The sequence below is a fragment of the Arthrobacter sp. GW822-FHT05G07 genome (genome assembly GCF_058799755.1).
In genome coordinates this window covers 14682-38200 of sequence record NZ_JBXALT010000002.1, presented here as the reverse complement: position 1 = coordinate 38200, position 23519 = coordinate 14682, and the positions used below count along the sequence as shown (strand labels likewise).

18 protein-coding genes are annotated in these 23519 nt (G+C 61.7%); 13 read left to right on the top strand and 5 right to left on the bottom strand.

Going from position 1 to position 23519, the window contains the following annotated elements; translation table 11 throughout:
• Positions 1-45: 45 nt before the first annotated feature.
• Entirely contained in the window at positions 46-735 is a 690-nt protein-coding gene (locus AC1RJY_RS03040) for an IMPACT family protein (RefSeq protein ID WP_011774757.1), read from the bottom strand.
• 22 nt (positions 736-757) lie between these two features.
• On the opposite strand from AC1RJY_RS03040, the gene coaE reads away from it, so the two are divergent.
• The 4 genes from coaE to AC1RJY_RS03020 all read left to right on the top strand — a co-directional run bounded on the left by coaE (position 758) and on the right by AC1RJY_RS03020 (position 6701).
• Positions 758-1996, top strand: coding sequence for a dephospho-CoA kinase (gene coaE / locus AC1RJY_RS03035; RefSeq protein ID WP_498601277.1), 1239 nt, complete (start codon positions 758-760; stop codon positions 1994-1996).
• Between the two features lie 29 nt (positions 1997-2025).
• Positions 2026-4125, top strand: a complete 2100-nt coding sequence (uvrB, locus tag AC1RJY_RS03030; RefSeq protein WP_011774759.1) for an excinuclease ABC subunit UvrB — start codon at positions 2026-2028, stop codon at positions 4123-4125.
• A gap of 168 nt (positions 4126-4293) precedes the next feature.
• Positions 4294-5319 (top strand): TerC family protein, encoded by a 1026-nt coding sequence (locus tag AC1RJY_RS03025; protein ID WP_011774760.1) that lies wholly within the window; start codon positions 4294-4296, stop codon positions 5317-5319.
• Between the two features lie 29 nt (positions 5320-5348).
• Positions 5349-6701, top strand: a complete 1353-nt coding sequence (locus AC1RJY_RS03020) for an MFS transporter (RefSeq protein WP_498601276.1) — start codon at positions 5349-5351, stop codon at positions 6699-6701.
• On the opposite strand, the gene AC1RJY_RS03015 is transcribed toward AC1RJY_RS03020, so the two are convergent.
• From AC1RJY_RS03015 to AC1RJY_RS03000, 4 genes are read right to left on the bottom strand one after another with little or no spacing between them, the layout of a single operon-like run.
• Complete coding sequence (locus AC1RJY_RS03015) at positions 6698-8041, bottom strand: alpha/beta fold hydrolase (RefSeq protein ID WP_498601274.1); 1344 nt, start codon at positions 8039-8041, stop codon at positions 6698-6700. The genes AC1RJY_RS03020 and AC1RJY_RS03015 overlap by 4 nt on opposite strands.
• On the bottom strand, positions 8034-8546 hold the full coding sequence (locus tag AC1RJY_RS03010) for a GNAT family N-acetyltransferase (RefSeq protein ID WP_498601272.1): 513 nt from the start codon (positions 8544-8546) through the stop codon (positions 8034-8036). Before AC1RJY_RS03010 ends, AC1RJY_RS03015 begins: the two co-directional genes overlap by 8 nt.
• Before the next feature lie 32 nt (positions 8547-8578).
• Entirely contained in the window at positions 8579-9967 is a 1389-nt protein-coding gene (locus AC1RJY_RS03005; protein WP_498601270.1) for a CoA transferase, read from the bottom strand.
• Positions 9968-9978: 11 nt separating this feature from the next.
• Complete coding sequence (locus AC1RJY_RS03000) at positions 9979-12513, bottom strand: DEAD/DEAH box helicase (protein WP_498601268.1); 2535 nt, start codon at positions 12511-12513, stop codon at positions 9979-9981.
• 71 nt (positions 12514-12584) lie between these two features.
• Here AC1RJY_RS03000 and AC1RJY_RS02995 point away from each other — a divergent pair, with 71 nt between their 5' ends.
• From AC1RJY_RS02995 to whiA, 9 genes are all read left to right on the top strand, one after another.
• Entirely contained in the window at positions 12585-13364 is a 780-nt protein-coding gene (locus tag AC1RJY_RS02995) for a trans-aconitate 2-methyltransferase (RefSeq protein WP_498601267.1), read from the top strand.
• 157 nt (positions 13365-13521) lie between these two features.
• The gene (locus tag AC1RJY_RS02990; protein ID WP_011774767.1) at positions 13522-13902 is read left to right on the top strand and encodes a GntR family transcriptional regulator; all 381 of its coding nucleotides are present in this window, start codon (positions 13522-13524) and stop codon (positions 13900-13902) included.
• A gap of 65 nt (positions 13903-13967) precedes the next feature.
• On the top strand, positions 13968-16895 hold the full coding sequence (gene uvrA, locus AC1RJY_RS02985) for an excinuclease ABC subunit UvrA (protein ID WP_011774768.1): 2928 nt from the start codon (positions 13968-13970) through the stop codon (positions 16893-16895).
• Between the two features lie 113 nt (positions 16896-17008).
• A complete protein-coding gene (locus tag AC1RJY_RS02980) occupies positions 17009-17725 on the top strand; it encodes an HAD hydrolase-like protein (RefSeq protein ID WP_498601266.1) in 717 nt (238 codons plus the stop codon).
• A complete protein-coding gene (locus AC1RJY_RS02975; protein ID WP_011774770.1) occupies positions 17712-18380 on the top strand; it encodes a lysophospholipid acyltransferase family protein in 669 nt (222 codons plus the stop codon). Before AC1RJY_RS02980 ends, AC1RJY_RS02975 begins: the two co-directional genes overlap by 14 nt.
• A 57-nt stretch (positions 18381-18437) precedes the next feature.
• Positions 18438-20453 (top strand): excinuclease ABC subunit UvrC, encoded by a 2016-nt coding sequence (gene uvrC / locus AC1RJY_RS02970; RefSeq protein ID WP_011774771.1) that lies wholly within the window; start codon positions 18438-18440, stop codon positions 20451-20453.
• A 131-nt stretch (positions 20454-20584) separates the two neighbouring features.
• Positions 20585-21508, top strand: a complete 924-nt coding sequence (rapZ, locus tag AC1RJY_RS02965; protein WP_011774772.1) for an RNase adapter RapZ — start codon at positions 20585-20587, stop codon at positions 21506-21508.
• On the top strand, positions 21508-22524 hold the full coding sequence (locus tag AC1RJY_RS02960) for a gluconeogenesis factor YvcK family protein (protein WP_011774773.1): 1017 nt from the start codon (positions 21508-21510) through the stop codon (positions 22522-22524). The genes rapZ and AC1RJY_RS02960 overlap by 1 nt, the downstream gene beginning before the upstream one ends.
• Before the next feature lie 9 nt (positions 22525-22533).
• Positions 22534-23514 carry a DNA-binding protein WhiA gene (gene whiA / locus AC1RJY_RS02955; RefSeq protein ID WP_011774774.1) on the top strand — a complete coding sequence of 327 codons (981 nt, stop codon included), beginning with the start codon at positions 22534-22536 and terminating at the stop codon, positions 23512-23514.
• The last annotated feature ends 5 nt before the right edge of the window (positions 23515-23519 follow it).

Genomic DNA, 23519 nt, shown 5'->3' with positions numbered 1-23519 from the left:
TCCGGGCAGGGGTCCTTCTTGCTTAAGCCGGAACGGGGCGATCGATTAGCAGGGAACGTCCACCCACTCGGTTCCCTGGAGCCGTAGCTCCAAGTTCCCGGACGTCAACGAAGCCAAGCGGGCGTGGGCCTCGGAGATGGCCGCATCATCATCAGGCAAGGCCACCCGAAGTATGGTGTGGCGGGGTTCGTATCCAGTTTCGGCCATCACATAGCCGGCGCTGCGCAGGTCATTTTCCAGGCGTCCTGCGTCAGCGTGGGGACTATTTATGGCGCACAGCCGCAGGCGTCGTCGCTGGACGAGCGGAGCGAGGTCCAAAGCAGTGGAGACCGACTCGGAGTACGCACGGACCAGCCCGCCCGCACCCAGCAGGATTCCTCCGAAATAGCGCACGACGACGACGCTGATGTCGCTGAGGTCAGTCACCGTTGCTGCCGTCTCACGTTTGATGAGGGCCTCCAGCATGGGGATGCCCGCAGTACCGGAAGGTTCGCCGTCGTCACTGGAGCGTTGAATCATGCGATCCGGACCAATGACGAAGGCGGAACAGTGATGGCGGGCGTCGTGAAATTCACGCCGCAGGTCTGTGACCAGTGAGCGGGCGGTTTCCTCATCGGGTGAACGTCGAAGAACTGTGATGAAACGGGACCGCCGGATCTCCAGTTCGTGACGGTGATCCGGACCCGCCGCGAGTGTTGTATACCTTGTCGCGCGGCTGTCTTCCTCATTGTCCACCGCTTCAGTCTAGTGTTGGAGGGTGCTGAAGATCGGGCTGACGGGCGGCATCGCCTCGGGGAAATCACTGGTGGCTTCCAGGTTGCAGGAACTGGGTGCGATCCTGGTGGACGCAGATGTCATTGCGCGGGAGGTGGTGGAGCCCGGGACACCTGGCTTGGAGCAGGTTATTGGGGCCTTCGGTCCTGGCATCCTCGACGCCAGTGGCAGGCTTGATCGGCCCAAGCTCGGTTCCATTGTGTTTCAGGACCCTTCTCAACGCGAAGTTCTCAACAGCATCATCCATCCGTTGGTCCGTGAGGTTGCTGCGTCGATCGTGGCCAGTGCGGGCCCTGGTGACATCGTGGTCCAGGACATTCCGCTTCTTGTCGAAACAAGGCAGGGCAGCAACTTTCACTTGGTAGTGGTGGTGGATGCTCCCGATGAAGTTCGCGTTCAACGCATGGTGGGCTTCCGGCGGATGTCCAAGGAGGACGCGCTGGCCCGTATGGCGTCGCAGGCTACGCGTGCAGAGCGCATGGCCGCTGCCGACGTTGTCCTGGACAACTCCGGAACTCGGCAAGAGTTGCTCGACGCGGTGGATGATTTGTGGGCGCGCCGCTTGATGCCTTTCGCGGAGAACCTCCGCCGAGGCACCAGGGCCCGCCGCGCAGTTTGCCCTGTCATGAGTGCTTCGAAGGGGGAGTGGGCAGCTCAGGCTGAGCGGCTCGCCGAACGAATTCTCGCCGTCGCGTCCCGGGACATTCTTGCGGTGGACCACATAGGTTCCTCGTCGGTGCCCGGGCTGGTGGCAAAAGACGTCATTGACCTCCAAGTCGCTGTCGCAGATCTTGAAACGGCGGATCGGATCTCGCCCCTCCTCGCCGCTTCCGGGTTTCCCGCAGTACCCCAAGCCGATCAAGACACGCCAATGCCCTCGCACCCGAAACCAGCAGAGTGGCAACAACGATTCCACGCCAACGCGGATCCGGGCCGGCCGGTGAACCTGCACGTCCGGGTGGCCGGCTCACCCGAATGGCGTTATGCGCTGCTGTTCCGCGACTGGTTACGGGCAGAACCGTCTGCCGCGGAACTGTATCAAGCACACGAGCACGAACTGGCGGCCTCGCACACGGGGGACCAAGGCGCTGCTGCCTACGCCGACGCCAAGGAGCCGTGGTTGACCGAGGTTGCCTGGCCGCTCATGGATGAGTGGGCCAACCGCGCAGGCTGGATGCCGCCGTCGTATATCTCTTCTGCTGAAGGCAAACGCGGACAGTAGCTGTCCTGGGGCGGGGGTAGATTGGTTTCATGAGCCTTGCCCAGGAAATCAACCGTGTCGTCGCGCCTTTCGAAGTGATCAGCGAGTTCAAGCCCGCCGGTGATCAGCCGACAGCCATTGCAGAGCTGACAGAACGAATCAACAATGGCGAAAAGGACGTCGTCCTTCTCGGCGCCACGGGTACGGGTAAGAGCGCCACCACGGCGTGGCTCATCGAACAGGTCCAGCGCCCCACCCTGGTGATGGTCCAGAACAAGACCCTCGCCGCACAGCTGGCCAATGAATTCCGGGAGCTGCTGCCCAACAACGCGGTGGAATACTTCGTTTCCTACTACGACTACTACCAGCCGGAGGCCTACGTAGCGCAGACGGACACCTTCATCGAGAAAGACTCCTCCATTAATGAGGAAGTCGAAAGGCTCCGGCACTCGGCCACCAACGCCCTCCTGACCCGCCGCGACGTGATCGTGGTGGCCACGGTGTCTTGCATTTACGGCCTGGGTACGCCGGAAGAGTACATCGCCGGCATGGTCACGCTCCGCAAGGGCGCGGAAATGAACCGCGACCATCTTCTTCGGAAATTCGTCTCCATGCAGTACGCCCGGAATGACATGGACTTCCACCGCGGCACGTTCCGCGTGCGCGGCGACACCGTGGAGATCATTCCGATGTACGAGGAACTCGCCATCCGGATCGAATTCTTCGGTGATGAGATCGAGAACATCCAGACACTCCACCCCCTGACCGGAGAGGTTCTGCGGGACGAGGAAGAGATGTACGTTTTCCCGGCCTCGCACTATGTGGCCGGGCCTGAACGGATGGCCCGTGCCATCAAGCGGATCGAGGATGAACTCGCTGACCGCCTCAAGGTCCTCGAAGGCCAGAACAAGCTCGTGGAAGCTCAGCGGCTTCGCATGCGCACTACGTACGACCTCGAAATGATGCAGCAGATGGGTTTCTGCAACGGCATTGAGAACTACTCCGTCCACATTGACGGCCGTAACCCCGGAACGGCTCCGCACTGCCTCATCGACTACTTCCCTGATGACTTCCTGCTCGTGGTTGATGAATCGCACGTCACCATTCCACAAATCGGAGCCATGTACGAAGGCGATATGTCCCGTAAGCGGAACCTCGTGGACTTCGGCTTCCGCCTGCCGTCGGCCATGGACAATCGGCCCCTGAAGTGGGATGAATTCCTGGAACGCATCGGCCAGACTGTGTATCTGTCCGCAACCCCGGGTAAGTACGAGCTAGGCAAAGCCGATGGCTATGTCCAGCAGATCATCCGTCCCACCGGACTCATTGACCCGGAGGTGGTGGTCAAGCCCACCAAGGGACAAATCGACGACCTCCTCGGTGAGATCAGGACCCGTACGGAAAAGAACGAACGCGTTCTGGTCACCACGTTGACCAAGCGCATGGCCGAGGACCTCACCGACTACCTGGTGGGTCATGGCGTCAAAGTGGAGTACTTGCACTCCGACGTCGACACCCTGCGGCGAGTGGAATTGCTCCGGGAGCTCCGGATGGGCGTCTTCGACGTCCTGGTGGGCATCAACCTGCTCCGCGAAGGTTTGGATCTTCCCGAGGTTTCCCTCGTCAGCATTCTGGACGCGGACAAGGAAGGCTTCCTGCGGTCCTCCACCTCCTTGATCCAGACCATCGGCCGTGCTGCCCGTAACGTTTCGGGCCAGGTACATATGTACGCAGACAGGATCACCGACTCCATGGCCCACGCCATTGAGGAGACCAACCGCCGCCGTGCCATCCAGGTGCAGTACAACACCGACCACGGCATAGACCCCCAGCCTCTGCGCAAGAAGATTGCCGACATTACCGATCAGCTGGCAAAGGAAGACGCAGACACCCAGGAACTGCTCAACAACAACCGGCTGGCCAAGGGTGGCAAACGTGGCAAATCAGCCGCCAAGGGCGCCGCCACTGTTCGGCAGGATGGCCTTGCCGCAGCTCCGGCCGAAGATCTTGTAGGTCTCATTGAGCAGCTGACAGAACAGATGCATGGGGCGGCCGCTGAGCTGCAGTTCGAAGTCGCAGCCCGGATCCGCGATGAAGTCAAGGAGTTGAAGCGCGAATTACGCCAGATGCAGTCCGCCGGGCACGCCTAAGGTAAGGTTGAGGTCACGTAGGGGAGTATCCCAAGCGCTACGTCCGTCAGCACGCAAGGCACAGATGCCTCGCCGGATCTAGCGGGCCGCCAACATCTGCATTCACCGCACCCTGGCAGGCCGGAGAGACTTACACCGCTTTCCCGTACCCTGCGAAAGGCACCTTTAATGCAGCTTCCCGTCTGGTTCGAGATCGGCTCTTTTGTCGCCCTCGGAATCATCCTGCTGATCGACCTCCTGTTGGTCGTCAAGCGTCCCCATGAACCTTCCATGAAGGAAGCCGGCCTGTGGGTCGGCTTCTACGTTGCACTCGCCCTGCTGTTTGCAGTGGCCATGTTCATCTTCGCCGGCCCGGAATACGGCGGGCAATTCGTCGCCGGCTGGGTCACTGAGTACAGCCTCAGTATCGATAACCTCTTTGTCTTCATCATCATCATGGCGCGCTTCTCGGTGCCCCGTAAGTACCAGCAGGAAGTGCTGATGGTGGGCATCATCATCGCGCTGATCCTCCGCGGTATCTTCATTGCCCTGGGCGCAGTGGTCATCGAGCAGTTCAGCTGGGTCTTCTACATCTTCGGCGCCTTCCTCCTCTGGACTGCTTGGAAGCAGGCCCGGGACTCCGGTGAGGACGAGGAAGACACTGAGAACCCGCTGATTGCCCGGATCCGCAAGGTCCTCCCGATGTCCGAGAAGTTTGATGGCAACAAGATCCGCACCGTGGTGGACGGCAAGAAGGTCTTTACCCCCATGCTGATCGTTTTCATCACCATCGGCCTCACTGACCTCCTGTTCGCCGTGGACTCCATCCCGGCGATCTTCGGCCTGACCCAAAGCGCCTTCATCGTCTTCACCGCGAACATCTTCGCCTTGATGGGCCTGCGACAGCTGTACTTCCTCCTCGGCGGACTCATGACACGCCTGGTGTACCTGAAGCACGCCCTGTCTGTAATTCTGGCCTTCATCGGCGTCAAGCTTGTCCTGCACGCCATGCACGTCAATGAGCTTCCGTTCATCAACGGCGGCCACCACATCGAGTGGGCTCCTGAGATCCCCACCTATGTTTCGCTGGCGGTCATCGTGGGCACCATCATCGTTGCTGTCGTAGCAAGCCTGTTGAGCCCTGCAGCACGCCAGGCGAAGCTGGATGCACGCTTGGAAGAAGATGCACGCAAGAGCATGAGCGAAGCAGAGTAACTGACCTCCAAAAGTTGTAGTCTCGTGAAGTGACTACCACTTCAACTACGGCGCTGGACCCACAACGGGTTCAGCGCCGTACTGTTTTCCTGCTCAGTTCCGCACAGCTGCTCAGCGGCGTTGGCAATGGGGCCACACTTTCCATCGGCTCCCTGCTGGCCGTGGACCTATCAGGATCCGAAGCATGGGCGGGATCCATCACCACCGTCCTGACACTCGCTGCCGCAGTTGCAGCACTGCCGCTGGCCAGATTGGCTGAGGCACGCGGCCGGCGCGTAGGTCTTGTCACCGGGTTGGTAGCTGCGATGGTGGGTGCGCTGCTCATCATCGCGTCAGTCATGAGCCAGTCGTTCGTGCTTCTTTTGCTGGGCGCAGCCTTCCTTGGCCTTGGGACCGCCGCGAACCTGCAGGCACGGTTCGCCGCCGTCGACCTCGCTGAACCGGAGCACCGTGGTCGATCATTGTCCACCGTGGTCTGGGCCATCACCATCGGAGCTGTGGCAGGGCCCAACCTGATCCAGCCCGGAGCCGCAGTGGGTGAGGCACTTGGCCTGCCGCCCATCGCCGGCCCCTTCGTCTTCTCCGCTGTGGGACTGTTCCTGGCAACCGGCCTGTTGTTCGCAGGCTTGAGGCCGGATCCGCTGCTGATGTCCCGTCGACTGGCCGCTCAGGCTGAGGCTGGTGACGAGCCAGGGGCGCAGCCTGTCCGGGGAACCATCCGGTCCGGTCTTCGCGCAGTCCGTTCATCACCGCAGGCGATGCTCGCACTGGCGGCAGTGGTCGCTGCCCACGGAGTCATGGTGGCTGTCATGTCAATGACACCGCTGCATCTTCAACAGCTTGTGGGTGGATCCCATGAAGGAAACCATGGAGGAACCACCGACAGCACGGATGCGCTGGTGGTCATCGGGCTCACGATTTCCCTCCACATCGCTGGAATGTTCGCCCTATCGCCCCTGTGGGGTTGGCTGACAGACAAGGCCGGCCGCTTTCAGACCATTGCCATGGGCCACGGGCTTTTGCTGGTTGCGGTGTTCATCGCCGGCTTCGGCCAACATGAACCTGCGTTGGTGACGGTAGGGCTGATTCTCCTGGGCCTGGGATGGTCGGCGGCAACCATTGCCGGATCAACGCTGTTGGCCGAGAGCCTCGCACCTGAGCAACGCGTCACCGTGCAGGGCGTCTCGGACACCCTGATGGGTGCCGCCGGAGCGGTCGGCGGTGCAACCTCCGGCCTCTTGCTTGCCTGGATTGGCTATCAAGGCCTCAACATCGCTTCCAGCGTTCTCGCCGCAGCTGTGCTTGCCCTGACGGTCATTATGGCAGCCGGCCGGCGGACACCGGCTTCGATGGGCGGCCAGCCGGATGGCACGTCTGCTTAGCGGGTGGCGCGCACCATGCCGAAGAGTCTCCCAAAGATGCCCTCACCGTCTTCGCCAATGCCGTCATGGTGGAAGTCCGAGGTGACCCAGGTTTGAAGTCCGCGCACCGCAGCAGCGGTTTCAAGGGAAAGATCATGATCCACGTAGATGTCGTCCTTGTATACGGCGGCGGCAACGGGGACTGTGTTGGACGCCAACCGGGTGGGGTCGTATAACGGTTTCCAATCTTTCCGGGCGGCAAGTTGTTCGGCCACATCGCGCAAGGGAACGAGTGCCGGATCCTGTTCGAAGTACCAGGGGTAGACCATTTCCCCCGTGAGCAGAGGCTCTTCCGCCTCAGGCTTGAACTCCGGGTAGTCCTCTAGAACACGCCAAGCGGCCCAGTTGGTTGCCTCGCCCTGACCATAGATTGATTCGTGCAGGACGGCGTAGAGCGGATTGGCTGCCCGGCTCACGAGCCCCCGTACTTGTTCCAGGAACGTTTCTGACAATCGCTCGCCCGAAGGCGTGTCGATAAAAGCATCCTCCAACAGGTAGTGCAAAGCATCCACCCTGGTGTTGCCGCCCAGGAAGGATCCCACCATTTGGAAACGCTCCGGTGTCAACCGTTCGCCACTGGCCATGAGTTCAGTGTGCTGCTCCAGATGACGGGCAATTCGCGTGACCTTTTCCCGGTCCTCCGGGTACCACGAGAAATACTCCGCATTCCTCGCGGCAACTCGACGGAATGTTGCCTGATACACGCGGTCCGCTGCACCGTGGAGGGGTGCCAAGCCACCGGTGATGAGCACTTCCCGCAGCCCCTCCGGGGCGAATGACAGGTACGTCAAAGCACAGAACCCACCGAAGCTTTGGCCCAGCACTGACCATGGGCCGGATCCCAGGACAGCCCGGATGTGCTCGGCGTCGGCCACGATGGAATCGGCACGGAAATGGGTCAGGTATTCGGCTTGCGCCGCGGCGTCGCCCTGGAGCTCAAGCGACTGCCGTTCAATCGGCGCGGACAATCCGGTGCCCCGTTGGTCCAGCATCAGGATGCGGAAATCCTTTGCCGCAGCCTTCATCCAGCCGGACAGCGAGGTGACACGGTTGCCTCTGCCACCGGGTCCACCCTGGAGGAACAGCAGCCACGGCAGCTTGGAGGCCTCGACCGCCGAATGGTCGGTGGAGGAGTATTCCCGGGCAAAGATGGTGATCGTCTCGCCGGGGACTTCCGCCTGATGCACCAAGGGAACCGTGAAGTAATGCTCCACTGTCCGGAGTCCACGGAATTCGTGGCGGGCTTGGGTGCGGTGCTCGCCGGCGGAGGGCCGCTGGTTAGCCATTGACCAGTCAGCCATGGGTAAGAGCCTCTTTCGCCTCACCGACGTTCGTCCCGTACGCCTGGAGCGCGTCGCCTGTCAGCCTGAACGTTGACCATTCCTCCATGGGGAACGCACCAAGGTTCTTGTAGAAGTTGATGGAGGGTTCATTCCAGTTCAGGACGCTCCACTCCACCCGGGCGTAACCACGCTCGACGGCGGTGGCGGCCAGATACTGCAAGAGCGCCTTGCCGTGTCCCTCGCCACGGGCATCCGGAACCACGTAGAGGTCCTCAAGGTAGATGCCGTGGACGCCTTCCCATGTGGAGTAGTTCTGGAACCAGAGCGCGAAACCCTGAACTGTGCCTGCGCTGTTTTCCGCAATGGTGGCGTATACCCGCGGATTCTCGCCAAAGAGTACTTCGGTGAGCATGGCCGGGGTGTTCTTAACGGCGTCCGGTTCCTTTTCGTAGATCGCAAGGTCGTGGATCATACGAAGGATGGCAGGGACGTCTTCAATGGTGGCGGGGCGGATTACACTCATGCATTCGAGCTTACTAGGGGCTCGCTGGCTTCCTACCGCCAGGCGAGCGTGGACGTTCCGTAAGGCACAGGTGGCTGCCGGTAACTGAGCGGGACGCCCTCAACCAGAAGGGGCGGCCCCACAAACGTGAGCTGGCCGTAGGGGCTGTCTGCTCCGAGGAGGTTCGGCTCCCGCAGTGAGCTCACAGGGATGCCCTGATAGCCGGAAGGCACGGCGAACAGCTCCTCGGCCGTCCGTGCCAAGGAGAGACTCGCAGATCCACCGGCTCCGGTCCTTGATCGCTCCGCCAATAAAGCCAGCACCGCCGCCGCGAGCCCGTAACCTGTGGCGTGGTCCAAGGCCTGTACCGGGAGCGCCCCGGGTTTCCACCCGTCGTCGTGCTTCTGTCCATACCGCTCCGCTATCCCGCAGGCTGCCTGAACCAGGCTGTCAAAGCCTCGCCTGCCCGTCCATGGCCCGCTGCTGCCCCAAGCGGTCAGTGTGACCACCACAAGGTCCGGCCTCGCAGCCAGCAGGGCATCCGGAGCTAAACCGAATTTGTCCAAGCCGCCGGCCCGGTACCCGGTGATCACCACATCCGCTGAAGCCACAAGAGCGTGAACAGCTGCCAGGTCGTCGGACTTCCTGAGATCCGCTTCGGCGCTGCGTTTGTCGAACCCGGCGTCGATGAATGCATCGCTCAGTTCCGGAAGGAGGGGCGGGTCGATGCGCAGAACGTCCGCGCCCAGCGCACCCAATAGGCGCGTTGACGTAGGTCCGGCGATGACCCGCGTCAGGTCGAGCACTTTAAGCCCGTCCAACGGCCGGAGTGGGTCCGCAGACGGCGTCCATGACGGGGCCTTCGAATCCAAGGACCCAATATTAGAGGGGGTCAGGCTGATCCAAGGGCCGGAGCTTGCCGCAGAGTGCATGGGTGAGGAGACCCATGCCTCGCGGCTCCGGACAGCGGCAGCCGCTCCCTTATGTGCCACGATTGCAGTCTCGGCCTCCAAGGAGGTCATAGACAGCAACGCGTTGTCCACGTCCTGCGGGACGGTGGCCGAGAGCGCTTCCATCAACCGGGCCGCATGATGGGGATAGTTGGCGTGAAGGCGGATCCAGCCGTCCGCAGTGCGCCGGAACCCGGATGCGGGTGCGAAGCCTTGGGCCGTCCGGCCCGCAATCCGGAGGTGGCCCAGCGAATCGAAGGATGCTGCCGTCAGCCCTGAGTCAACCGAGTATCTCCCGGGAGAACCTGTCAGTGCGTTGAGCGCTGTGGCGGCGCTTTGAACCGAACCGAGCGTCAAACCCTCGACGTCCAGGCCGCCACCCCACCACCGACGTGAACCGCTGCAGGCCGCCGGCTGTTCTTTGCGCAGGGCTTCCACCTCGCGCAGGCCGGCGGTCAGATCCGGGACGGATTCCATGGCACCGGGTTTCATTGCACGTGGACCTAGAGCCTGTTGACGTCTGTCACCCGGACCACGGCGGTGCCGGTCTCATCGGACGCCGCCAAGTCGATGTCGGCAGAGATTCCCCAGTCGTGGTTGCCCGCAGGATCGTCGAAGATTTGGCGGACCTTCCACGTCCCCGTTTCCTCATTGATGATGAGCAAACCGGGACCCCTCGCGTCAGGGCCCGTGCCAATGTCGTCATGTTCGTCGAAGTAATCGTCCAGGACCTCTTCCCACCTCTCCGCATCCCAGCCGGCATCGGCGTCGAGTTCGCCCAACGCGGCGGAGTCCTCGTCGGCAAAAAGCTCAACCCTGCGGAACATCTCGTTCCGAACCATGACCCGGAAGGCTCGAACGTTGGCGGTCAACAGCGGCGGCGGGGGCGGGGGAGCGTCATGGGGTGTGGGGGCGAGCCCGGACGTCAGCTCCTCCCACTCATCCAGCAGGCTGGAATCCACTTGGCGTACCAGCTCACCCAACCAGGCGATGAGATCTTCAAGGTCCTCACGGAGCGAATCCTGGGGAACCGTCTGCCTCAGCGCGCGGAAGCCGTCCGCCAGATAGCGCAGGACGATGCCCTCCGAGCGGGCCAAGCCATAGAACTGCACAAACTCGCCGAAGTTCATGGCACGCTCGTACATGTCCCGGATAATCGATTTCGGAGCAAGCTCGAAGTCGCCCACCCAGGGGGCTGCCTTGCGATAGACCTCAAAGGCCTCACCAAGAATCTCTGCCAGCGGCATGGGGTAGGTAACTTCGTCCAGCATGGCCATGCGCTGGTCATACTCAATGCCGTCAGCCTTCATGGCCGCAACTGCCTCGCCCCGGGCCTTCTTCTGCTGAGCGGAGAGGATCTGCCGCGGTTTCTCCAGGGTTGATTCAATGACAGAGACAACATCCAATGCGTAGGAGGGAGACTCCGGATCAAGCAGCTCCAGGGCAGCAAGTGCGAAGGGGGAGAGCGGCTGGTTGAGGGCAAAGTTGGCTTGAAGATGGACAGTCAGCCGGACTGAGCGTCCCTCAGCCTCTTGTTCCTCCTCGGGGATGCGTTCCACGACACCCGCGGCAAGAAGTTCCCGGTAGATCCCCAGGGCCTTCTTCATCAGCTTGAGTTGCGCCGGACGGCACTCATGGTTCTCACTAAGCAGGCGCCGGGTTGCCTGGAAGGGGTCGCCCGGGCGTTCCATGAGGTTCAGCAGCATCGCATGGGTAACGGTGAAGCTGGACGTCAAGGGCTCGGGCACAGACTCGACGAGTCGCTTGAACGTGGGTTCGCCCCAGGACACGAATCCTTCCGGAGGCTTTTTCTTCACCACTTGGCGCAGTTTCTTCTGGTCATCGCCGAACTTGGCTGTGGCCTTGGCCATGGCTTTCGTATTTTCAACCACGTGGTCCGGAGCCTGAACCACCACTGTGCCTGCGGTGTCGTAGCCTGCGCGGCCCGCACGGCCGGCAATCTGGTGGAACTCACGGGAGTTAAGAGACCTGGTGCGTACGCCGTCGTACTTGCTCAGAGCCGTCAACAGCACTGTCCGGATGGGCACGTTGATGCCCACCCCCAAAGTATCGGTTCCGCAGATCACTTTGAGGAGGCCGGCTTGGGCGAGCTGTTCCACGAGTCGGCGGTACTTCGGCAGCATACCGGCGTGGTGGACGCCAATGCCGTGACGGACCAGCCTGTTAAGGGTCTTTCCGAAGCCGGCGGCGAACCTGAATCCCGCGATCAACTCGGCGATGCGGTCCTTCTCTGCCCGGCTGCACATGTTGATGCTCATCAGGTTCTGGGCACGCTCAATGGCTTCCGCCTGGCTGAAGTGAACCACGTACACGGGAACCTGCTTGGTTGAGAGCAGTTCTTCCAGCGTCTCGTGAACAGGGGTCAGGTGGTAGTAGTGGTGCAGCGGAATGGGTCGTTCCGCTGAACTTACAGTCGTGGTAGTCCGGCCCGTCAGCTCAGTCAGACCGGTTTCGAACCGCGAGACGTCGCCCAACGTGGCCGACATCAGGAGGAACTGCGCTTGGGGCAGTTCCAGCAGCGGTACTTGCCACGCCCAACCGCGCTGCGGGTCGGAGTAGAAGTGAAACTCGTCCATGATCACGGAGCCCAGCTCTGCCGCCGAGCCTTCGCGGAGTGCGATGTTGGCCAGGATTTCCGCCGTGCAGCAGATGATGGGTGCATCCTGGTTCACGCCGGAATCACCGGTGATCATGCCGACGTTTTCAGCGCCGAAGATCTCGCAGAGTGCAAAGAACTTTTCGGACACCAGTGCCTTGATGGGAGCCGTGTAATAGCTCCGCTGGCCCCGAGACATAGCCTCGAAGTGCGCCGCGATGGCTACCAGGGACTTTCCGGAACCGGTAGGAGTAGCCAGGATGACGTTCGCGCCGGAGGCGAGCTCCATGATCGCTTCGTCCTGCGCCGGGTACAGCTGCAGCCCGCGGCTCTCAGTCCACTCCACGAACCGTGTGTAGATTTCGTCCGGGTCCAAAGGACCGGTGGCGGTGGAACCGGGGAGCTGCTCAAGAAGTTTCATTGGTTTCCAGCTTAGTGCCCGGACGGTTTAGGCTCGGCCCAGCAGGCATGCCCGATCCGAGGAGGCTTTTCGTGAAGTGGGACCCGTCCAAGTATGTGGAATTCGGCAACAATCGGGACAGGCCGTTCCATGACCTCGTGGCGAGGGTCCGGGCCCACGATCCACAGAAGGTTGTTGATCTCGGCTGCGGCCCCGGGAACCTGACCGCAACGCTGGCCGACCGCTGGCCGGAGGCACTCGTGGTGGGTCTGGACTCATCGGAGGAAATGCTCCTCAAAGCGGAGCCCCTCAGACAACAGTCCAATCGCTTGGCCTTCACTCAGGGCGACATCGCGGAGTGGGTTCCCGATGCTGATACGGACGTCGTGGTGACGAACGCCGCTCTCCAATGGGTTCCCGGTCATCAGGAGATGCTGGCCGGCTGGCTTCGCGCCCTCAAACCGGGCGCGTGGTTTGCCATGCAGGTGCCGGGAAACTTTACGTCCCCGTCCCACACGCTCATGCGGCAACTGGCAGAGTCGGGAACGTGGTCCACACGGCTTGGCGGCGTGCTTCGGCACGATGGCGCAGTGGGCAGTCCTGCGGACTACTTGGGAATCATGCTCGACGCCGGATGTGCGGCGGACGCTTGGGAGACCACCTACCAGCAGGTGCTGCCGGGGGAGGACCCCGTACTGGAGTGGGTCCGCGGTACGGGCCTGCGTCCCGTGCTGGCGGCCCTGTCTGCGCAGGAGGCAGCTGACTTCGAGGCAGAGTACTCAGCCCTGCTGCGCGAGGCCTACCCCCCGACGAGCCACGGAACGGTCTTCCCGTTCCGTCGCATTTTTGCTGTCGCCCAAAAGGCCGCATGAACCGGCAAGACGCTTCGCCCCCGCGCAGCACGCTCGGTTCCATGCAACGTCACGGCTTGTCCCTTGCCGACGTCGCTGGTCTAATTCTCGGCATGGACCAAGGACGCTTCGAACAGCAGATGCCCCAAGTGGAACCGGCACCAGGCCGGAGTTCCTCGTGACTCCCACAGGCGATTTTCCGGGCAGCTGGCGCCCCAACACCAGCAGTGCCGTTGCGCTCTTTGATCAATTGAGATTGCGGATCATCGAACTCGTGGATGCCGGAGTCCTTGCCGTTGGCGCCAAGCTTCCTCCTGTTCGCAACCTGGCCGGGGTGCTGGACGTCGCTCCGCACACGGTTGCGCGTGCTTACAAGGAATTGGAAGCAGCAGGGGTAGTGGCAACACGGGGCCGCAACGGCACCGTGGTCTGCGCACGGGATGATCGTTGGGGAGCGCTGGCCGGCGTCGCGGCACAATACGCCGCCGCCGCGAAGGCCCAGGGGGCTTCATTCGCCGAGGCAGTGCAGCTTCTTGCTGCGGCTTATGACGCCGACTGATACCGATCAGTAGCATGTGAGGCACGCCATGGAAATTCGAAGAAGTTTTCGATTAGCATTGGTAGGTGCCCAAAGCCTTAGCTGAAGATACCGCCATGGATGCCTCTAAAGGCGTCTCCGTCCTTCCCGTTGCCAAACCCGCCAAGCCGGATCTTTCCCGCTTGGTGGTCAAGGGTGCCCGGGAACACAACTTGCGAAACGTGGATCTCGATCTCCCCCGTGACGCCATGATCGTGTTCACGGGACTCTCCGGTTCCGGCAAGTCATCCTTGGCTTTCGACACTATCTTTGCGGAGGGCCAGCGTCGGTATGTGGAGTCATTGTCCGCGTACGCGCGCCAGTTCCTTGGCCAAGTGGACAAGCCTGATGTCGATTTCATCGAAGGCCTGTCTCCGGCAGTGTCCATCGACCAGAAGTCCACCAGCAAGAATCCGCGTTCCACGGTTGGCACCATCACCGAAATTTACGACTATATGCGTTTGCTATGGGCGCGCGTTGGCCGTCCGCACTGTCCCGTATGTGGCGAGCCCATCGCCCGGCAGACGCCGCAACAGATTGTGGATCAGCTCCTGGAACTGGATCCGGGCACGCGATTCCAGGTCCTGGCTCCTGTTGTTCGAGGGCGCAAGGGTGAATTTGTTGACCTCTTCAAGGAACTGACCGCGAAGGGTTATTCCCGCGCCCGTGTGGACGGCGAACTGGTTCAGCTGAGCGATCCTCCCAAGCTGGGCAAACAGTTCAAGCACACCATCGAGGTTGTGGTGGACCGTTTGGTGGTCAAGGAAGAGATCAGCCAGCGGCTCACCGATTCCGTGGAGACGGCTCTTGGCCTTGCAGAAGGCCGGGTGTTGGTGGAGTTCGTGGACCTCGATGCTGAGGATCCCGAGCGTATCCGCGCCTTCTCGGAGAACCTGGCGTGCCCCAACGAGCACCCTTTGGCCATCGACGAAATTGAACCCCGCTCGTTCTCGTTCAACAACCCCTTCGGCGCCTGCTCCGCATGTAGCGGCATTGGCACCCGGCTGGAAGTGGATGAAGAGCTGATCGTTCCCAATCCGGAGCTCTCCCTGGGTGAGGGCGCCATTGCCCCTTGGGCCCTCGGCACAGCGACGACGGAGTACTGGAACAGGCTCCTCGAGGGCCTGGCGCACGAGCTGGGCTTCTCCATGAAGACATCATGGGAGAAGCTGCCCAAGGACGTCCGCAATACCGTGCTTCATGGCAAGGACCACAAGGTTGTTGTCCAGTACAAGAACCGTTTTGGTCGTGAGCGTAAGTACAGCACCGGCTTTGAAGGTGCCATTCAGTACGTCCACCGTAAGCACGGGGAAACGGATTCCGACTGGGCCCGCGACCGGTACGAAGAGTACATGCGTCAGATTCCCTGCCCTGAGTGCAACGGTGCGCGCCTCAACCCGGCGTCGTTGTCCGTGCTCATCAACGGGAAGTCCATCGCCGAGGTTGCTGCCCTTCCGATGCGTGAGTGCGCCGAGTTCCTGGGCAGCCTTACCCTGACCAACAGGGAAGCCCAGATTGCCAACCAGGTGTTGAAGGAAATCCAGGCCCGCCTGACCTTCCTCCTGGACGTCGGCTTGGAGTACCTCAACCTTGAGCGCCCCTCCGGGACCTTGTCCGGCGGCGAGGCACAACGCATCCGATTGGCCACCCAAATCGGTTCCGGCCTGGTGGGCGTCTTGTACGTTTTGGATGAGCCATCCATTGGCTTGCACCAACGAGACAACCGGCGGCTGATCGAGACGCTCACACGCCTCCGGGACCTTGGCAACACCCTGATCGTGGTGGAGCATGACGAAGACACCATCCACGAAGCCGACTGGGTGGTAGACATCGGACCTGGCGCCGGCGAACACGGAGGCCAGGTGGTGCACTCCGGAACCTACAAGGAACTCCTGGAGAACACCGATTCGCTGACGGGTGACTACCTCTCCGGACGCCGGAAGATTGATGTCCCCGCCAAGCGCCGCAAGTACGACAAAAAGCGTGAACTCAAGGTTGTGGGCGCCAGGGAGAACAACCTCGACAACGTGGACGCCACGTTCCCCCTGGGACTCTTTACCGCCGTGACCGGCGTTAGTGGTTCCGGCAAGTCCACGTTGGTGAACGAGATCCTCTACAAGGTGCTCGCTAACAAACTCAACGGCGCCAAGCAGGTTGCAGGACGTCACCGCACGGTGGCCGGACTTGAGCACCTGGACAAGGTGGTCCACGTAGATCAAAGCCCCATCGGCCGTACACCCCGATCCAACCCGGCCACCTACACCGGCGTCTTTGACAACATTCGGAAACTCTTCGCTGAGACAACCGAAGCCAAGGTACGTGGATACCAGCCCGGACGGTTCTCGTTCAACGTCAAGGGCGGGCGCTGCGAAGCCTGTTCAGGCGACGGTACGTTGAAGATCGAGATGAACTTCCTGCCGGATGTCTATGTTCCTTGCGAGGTGTGCCACGGCGCCAGGTACAACCGGGAGACCCTTGAAGTTCATTACAAGGGCAAGACCATTGCCGACGTCCTCAACATGCCCATCGAGGAAGGCGCGGAGTTCTTCGCTGCTTTCACTCCGATCGCACGGCATCTGAACACCCTGGTGGATGTCGGCCTTGGCTACGTCAGGCTTGGCCAGCCGGCAACCACTCTGTCCGGCGGCGAGGCCCAGCGTGTGAAGCTGGCTGCCGAGCTCCAGAAGCGTTCCAACGGTCGCAGCATCTATGTCCTGGATGAACCCACCACGGGCCTGCACTTTGAAGACATCCGCAAGCTGCTCATGGTTCTTCAGGGCTTGGTGGACAAGGGCAATACCGTGATCACCATTGAGCACAACCTTGACGTCATTAAATCCGCGGACTGGATTGTAGACCTCGGCCCCAATGGCGGTTCAGGCGGCGGAAAGATCGTGGCCACGGGAACGCCTGAGCAGGTGGCAAAATCCACCGACAGCCACACAGCGACCTTCTTGGCTGAGATTCTGAGTTAGTTACTTACGGGACGGCCGGGAGGCCGTCAGAGGAATATCTCCGAGACCTTGGAAGTATTCCCCTAGCGGCATGCGAGTTTCAGGCATGCCGCTACTCGTGAGAAACTAACCCGGTGACTCAAACAACGGTGCCCGTAATATTCGATCTGGACGGCACCCTTGTCGATCCTGCCGGTGGTATCACGGGAGGCATTTCTGCGGCCCTCCGGGAAATGGACCTTCCTGTTCCGGAACAAGCAGTGCTGAATTCCATGGTGGGTCCTAAACTCAGCGATTCCCTTCTGCATTTGGCCGACGTCCCGGGCGAATTAGTGGATGAAACCATTGAGCGATACCGGCGTCACTACAAAGAAACCGGCATTGGCCAGAGCAAGCTGTACCCAGGCATCTTCGATCTCCTTGAGTATTTCGCGGAGACCGGCCGGCCTGTCGCGGTAGCCACCCAGAAGCCGCAGGCAATTGCACGGCTAGTGCTTGAGCACCACAAAATTGCAGACTTCTTCGTCTCCATCCGAGGTGCTGCGGACGACGAATCCCTCAAAGCAAATACGGCGTCCGGCAAAGTTGAGATCGTGGGCGCGGCCTTGAAGGATCTTCACTCCCAGCCGGCCGTCATGGTGGGGGACAGGCATCAAGACGTCGCGGGTGCTTTGGCCAACGGGTTGGATTGCATCGGGGTCAGTTGGGGTTTCGCCCCGGACGGTGAACTTGAGGAAGCCGGAGCAGTCGCCGTAGTAAGCACTGCCCTGGAGCTTCGCAGCAAAATTGAAGAACTTGACGCTGTCCGCGCGGCAGCCCTGAGCGAGGTACAAAACGATGGCAGTCTTTGATGCGATCCGCTGGACAACCCGTGGCCTGATTTCCTCCACGTGCCGTCCAACGGTCATTGGACTGGAGAACGTTCCCAAGGATGGGCCATTCATCGTAGCGCCGAATCACCTGTCCTTCCTGGACAGTGTCATTGTCCAGGCACTCATGCCCCGGCCTGTTGCCTTTTTTGCCAAGGCTGAATACTTCACCACCAAGGGCGTCAAAGGCGCCGTGATGAAGTCGTTCTTCGAGGCAGTAGGTTCCATTCCCGTTGAGCGCGGTGAACAGGCGGCCAGCGTGCAGGCGCTCAAAACATTGCTGGACATCTTGGAATCCGGGAAGGGCATCGGCATTTACCCTGAAGGCACCCGGTCCCGAGACGGCATTCTCTACCGTGGCAGGACCGGCGTGGGGTGGCTCGCCTTGACCACAGGTGCCCCGGTAATCCCGGTCGGTCTGATCGGGACCGAGAAGTTGCAGCCTGCGGACAAGAATGCGGTTCGCCCGCAGCACTTCACCATGAAGGTGGGAGAACCCCTCTACTTCGACAAGACGGGCCCGGACCATTCGCTGCCGGCCCGCCGCGAAGTCACGGATAAAATCATGGATGCCATTGCGTTGCTCAGCGGGCAGGAACGGTCCACGAGCTACAACCAAAGCAAATCGGTCGACTAAGGCCTGGCAACCCGGCTCCTGGCAAAGACTGTCGCTCCCGTTCACTAGACTGGAACAGTGGCAGATCCAGCAAGTTACCGGCCCCAAACGGGTGAAATTCCCACTACGCCGGGCGTCTATCGTTTCCGCGACCCCCACGGTCGGGTCATCTATGTGGGCAAGGCAAAGAACCTCCGCTCCAGGCTGAATTCTTACTTCGCCAACCCCGCAGGGCTTCTCCCCAAGACCCATGCAATGGTCCACGCGGCCAGCAGTGTTGAGTGGACCGTGGTGGGTAGCGAGCTGGAATCGCTGCAGCTGGAATACACGTGGATCAAGGAATTCAAGCCACGGTTCAACGTGGTGTTCAGGGACGACAAGACCTACCCCTATCTGGCTGTCACCATGGGGGAGAAGTACCCCAGGGTGCAGGTCATGCGTGGTGAAAGAAGGAAGGGCACCAGGTACTTCGGCCCCTACACAGCCGGTGCCATCAGGGAAACCATGGATACGCTTTTGCGGGTATTCCCTGTCCGGAGTTGCAGCGCGGGCGTCTTCAAGCGGGCTGAGTCCAGCGGCCGGCCCTGCCTTCTGGGATATATCGACAAATGCTCGGCACCCTGTGTGGGACGGGTCACCCCTGATGAGCACCGCGGCCTCGCTGAGGACTTCTGCTCCTTCATGGGCGGCGAAGCCAAGCGTTTTATCAGCCGCTTGGAAAAAGACATGGCTGCCGCCGTTGCCGAACTGGACTACGAGCGCGCGGCGGGGCTGAGGGACGACATCATTGCCCTCCGCAAGGTCTTTGAACGGAACGCAGTGGTGCTCGCGGAGGACACGGACGCTGACGTCTTCGCTCTCCACGAGGACGAGCTCGAAGCGTCCGTTCAGGTGTTCCACGTGCGCGGCGGCCGTGTCCGTGGGCAGCGCGGCTGGGTGGTGGAAAAGGTGGAGGATGCCACCACTCCCGAACTCATCGAACACTTGCTGCAGCAGGTCTACGGCGAGGACAGTGAAGTCCAAGGCCGCATTCCCCGGGAAGTCCTGGTTCCCGAGAACCCCAGCAACCATGCTGAATTGATGGAATGGCTTGGCGGCTTGCGTGGCGCCAGGGTGGACATCCGTGTCCCTCAGCGCGGCGACAAGGCCGCCCTGATGTCCACTGTGCGCGAGAATGCCGAGCAAGCCCTGAAACTGCACAAGACCCGGCGCGCAGGAGACATTACGGTCCGCTCGCTTGCCCTTCAGGAACTTCAGGAGGCCCTGGAGATCCCGGTTCCGCTCCTGCGGATCGAGTGCTTCGATATCTCCCATGTCCAAGGCACCAACGTGGTGGCTTCCATGGTGGTGGTGGAAGACGGACTGCCCAAAAAGTCCGACTACCGGAAATTCTCCATTACGGGCGCGGCAGCAACGGACGATACTGCGGCCATGCACGACGTCCTGACCCGTCGGTTCAGGCACTACCTGACGGATAAGGCTGCACAGGTCCCCATCGTTTCCGGCGAGATCGTCAACCCGACGCGGGCAGGCGCCAAGAGCGGCACTGAGCTGCCGCCGTCGGACCTTGACGTACCAGCGCCGAAGGCCAAGTTTGCCTACCCGCCCAACTTGGTTGTGGTGGATGGGGGGCAGCCGCAGGTCAATGCTGCGGCCCGTGCCCTTGCTGAGTTGGGTATTGATGATGTTTACGTGGTGGGTCTCGCCAAGCGGCTCGAGGAAGTTTGGCTGCCTGACAGTGACTTCCCCGTCATCCTGCCCCGAACATCGCAGGGGTTGTATCTCCTGCAACGGATCCGTGACGAAGCCCACCGCTTTGCCATTACTTTCCACCGGCAGAAGCGCGGCAAGGCGATGACAGTTTCCGTCCTGGACGGCGTACCGGGCCTGGGCGAGGCAAAACGCAAGGCTTTGGTAGCCCATTTTGGCTCGCTCAAGAAGATCAAGGCCGCGTCCGTGGAGGAACTCACCTCTGCCAAGGGCATCGGGCCCGCGCTGGCCGCTGCCGTGGTACAGCACCTTGGGTCCACTGAAGACGCAGGTGAAAGGGCGCCGGCGGTTAACATGACCACCGGCGAAATCCTCGAATCTTAGCTAGGGTAAGAACCTGGCCGGTCGGCGCACCATTGATGCCGGACGCCTTAAACGGGCCATATGCGACCTCCTTCCCAGGCGGCTGCCACGAGCTTTTCGAATGACCACTTCCGACGAAACGGGGACAACTGATGGATGAGGCTACGGCAAAGTCCGGCACGGAGCAGGACGGCCTGACGCCCGTCAAGCCACCTGAAGCGGAATTGTTGGTGGTAACCGGCATGTCGGGCGCCGGACGCAGCACCGCCTCCGATGCTTTGGAGGACCACGGCTGGTACGTCGTGGACAACCTTCCTCCGCAAATGCTGGGCACTTTGGCCGAAATTGTGTCACATGCCCCGAAGTCGATTCCCAAACTTGCCGTAGTGGTGGACGTTCGCAGCAAGGACCTCTTCACTGACATCCAGACGGCTTTGGGGGCGCTGAGCGCGAGCGGCATCACCTTCCGGGTACTCTTCCTGGACGCCAACGACGACGTCCTGGTCCGGCGCTTCGAGCAGGGGCGCCGCCCGCATCCGCTGCAGGGCGGGGGAAGGATCCTCGACGGCATCGGCATCGAGCGTGAGGTCCTCCGTGAACTGCGCGAACACGCCGACGTCGTTCTGGACACCTCCGAGTTCAACGTCCACGGCTTGGCTACGGCCATCACGGAACTGTTCAGCGATACCGGGCCGGTGACACTTCGCTTGAACGTCATGAGCTTTGGCTTCAAATACGGGCTGCCCGTGGACGCGAATTTCGTGGCCGACGCCCGCTTCATCCCCAACCCGCACTGGGTTCCCCAATTGCGGCCGCATACGGGCTTGGATGAGGATGTCAGCGATTACGTCCTGGGCGCGGAGGGTGTTCAGGAGTTCGTGGACCGCTATGTGCGGGCTTTGGAGCCTGTCCTGGACGGTTACCGCCAGGAGAACAAGCACTACGCCACGCTGGCAGTTGGTTGCACAGGCGGCAAGCACCGTTCGGTGGCAGTCGCCATGGAACTTTCGAAGCGCCTGGCGCAGTACCCGCGCGTCACCGTGACCACCACCCACCGCGACCTGGGACGCGAGTAGTGGGGGTTCTGACGGGCCCGCTGCCACTTATTCCGCCCAAGGGCGTCCCCGGCAGCCAGCAGAAGAAGAGCCCCTCCGTGGTGGCCTTGGGCGGCGGTCATGGCCTCGCGGCGTCTCTGTCTGCCTTGCGTCTGCTCACCTCGGAGCTGACGGCAATCGTCACAGTGGCGGACGACGGCGGCAGTTCCGGGCGTCTCCGCGATGAGTACGGCGTCCTCCCGCCCGGAGACCTGCGGATGGCCCTGAGCGCCCTGTGTGATGACACCGACTGGGGCCGGACCTGGCGCGATGTCATGCAGCACCGCTTTGAAGCGGGTTCGGCGAAGGGCGGCTCGCTGGACAACCACGCCATGGGCAACCTGCTCATCGTCACACTGTGGGAGCTTCTGGGGGACACCGTTGCCGGCCTGAAGTGGGCCGGAGCACTGCTGGGTGCCCGCGGACAAGTACTGCCGATGTCCAGCGTTCCCCTCACCATTGAGGGCAAGGCGCGCATGGAGTTGCCCGATGGTGGCCACGAACTGAGGACGGTTCGGGGGCAGGCGAAGTGTGCCGTGGCGGGAAAGCTGGAAGAAGTCAGGCTCCTGCCCGAATCCGCTCCTGCCTGCACCGAAGCACTCACCGCGATTGAGCTTGCTGATTGGGTCATCTTGGGCCCCGGCTCTTGGTATACCTCGGTTTTGCCGCATTTGCTGTTGCCCGAGCTTCGTCGGGCCTTGGGCGATACCGCTGCCAAACGCTGTCTCACCATGAACCTGGACGTTGAAACCAAAGAAACCTCGGGCATGACCGCTGCGGATCACTTGGATGTCCTGCGCCGCTATGCGCCTGAGTTCACGGTGGACGTCGTCCTGGCGGATCCCGCGGCCGTGCAGGATCGCAAGGCCTTTGAGAAGGCGGCCGCGATGATCGGCGCCGAAGTGGTGTTGGGTAGAGTAGGGGCGTCGAGGCGCCGCCCCGTCCATGATCCACTGCTGCTGGCAGCGGCGTACCACGATATTTTCGGGAACAGTTAGGAATACGCGATGGCACTTACTGCGTCGGTCAAGGACGAACTGTCCCGGCTGGACATCAAGAAATCTTCCGTCCGCAAAGCGGAGGTTTCGGCAATGCTGCGTTTCGCAGGCGGCTTGCACATTATTTCGGGGCGGATCGTCATCGAGGCTGAAGTTGACCTCGCCTCCACCGCCCGTCGTCTCCGGGCAGCGATCGCTGAAGTCTATGGGCATCAGAGCGAAATCATCGTTGTTTCCGGCGGAGGATTGCGCCGGGGGAGCCGCTACGTGGTCCGCGTAGTGCGCGACGGCGAGGCACTTGCCCGCCAAACGGGCTTGTTGGATGGCCGTGGACGTCCTGTTCGGGGCCTTCCTTCCGCAGTGGTCAACGGTTCAGCGGCCGATGCTGAGGCCGTGTGGCGGGGCGCTTTCCTTGCCCATGGCTCACTCACTGAACCAGGGCGATCGTCGTCACTCGAAGTGACGTGCCCGGGCCCTGAGTCCGCGTTGGCGCTAGTCGGTGCTGCCCGCCGGCTTGGGATTCAGGCCAAAGCACGTGAAGTTCGCGGCGTGGACCGTGTGGTCATCCGTGACGGCGACACCATTGCTACCCTCCTGACACGCATGGGCGCCCATGACGCCCTGATGGTCTGGGAAGAACGGCGCATGCGAAAGGAAGTCCGGGCAACGGCCAACAGGCTTGCCAACTTTGATGACGCCAATCTGCGTCGCTCGGCCCAGGCGGCAGTAGCAGCGGGCGCCAGGGTGGACCGTGCGTTGGAGATCCTTGGCGACGACGTTCCGGACCATCTCAAGTACGCCGGGGAGCTTCGCGTGGCCCACAAGCAGGCCAGCCTGGATGAACTCGGCCGCCTTGCCGATCCACCCATGACCAAGGACGCCATAGCTGGCCGTATTCGCCGGCTCCTGGCCATGGCAGACAAACGCGCCCTGGATTTGGGCATTCCGGGCACTGAGGCAAATGTGACTCCGGAAATGATGGACGAGTAGAGCAC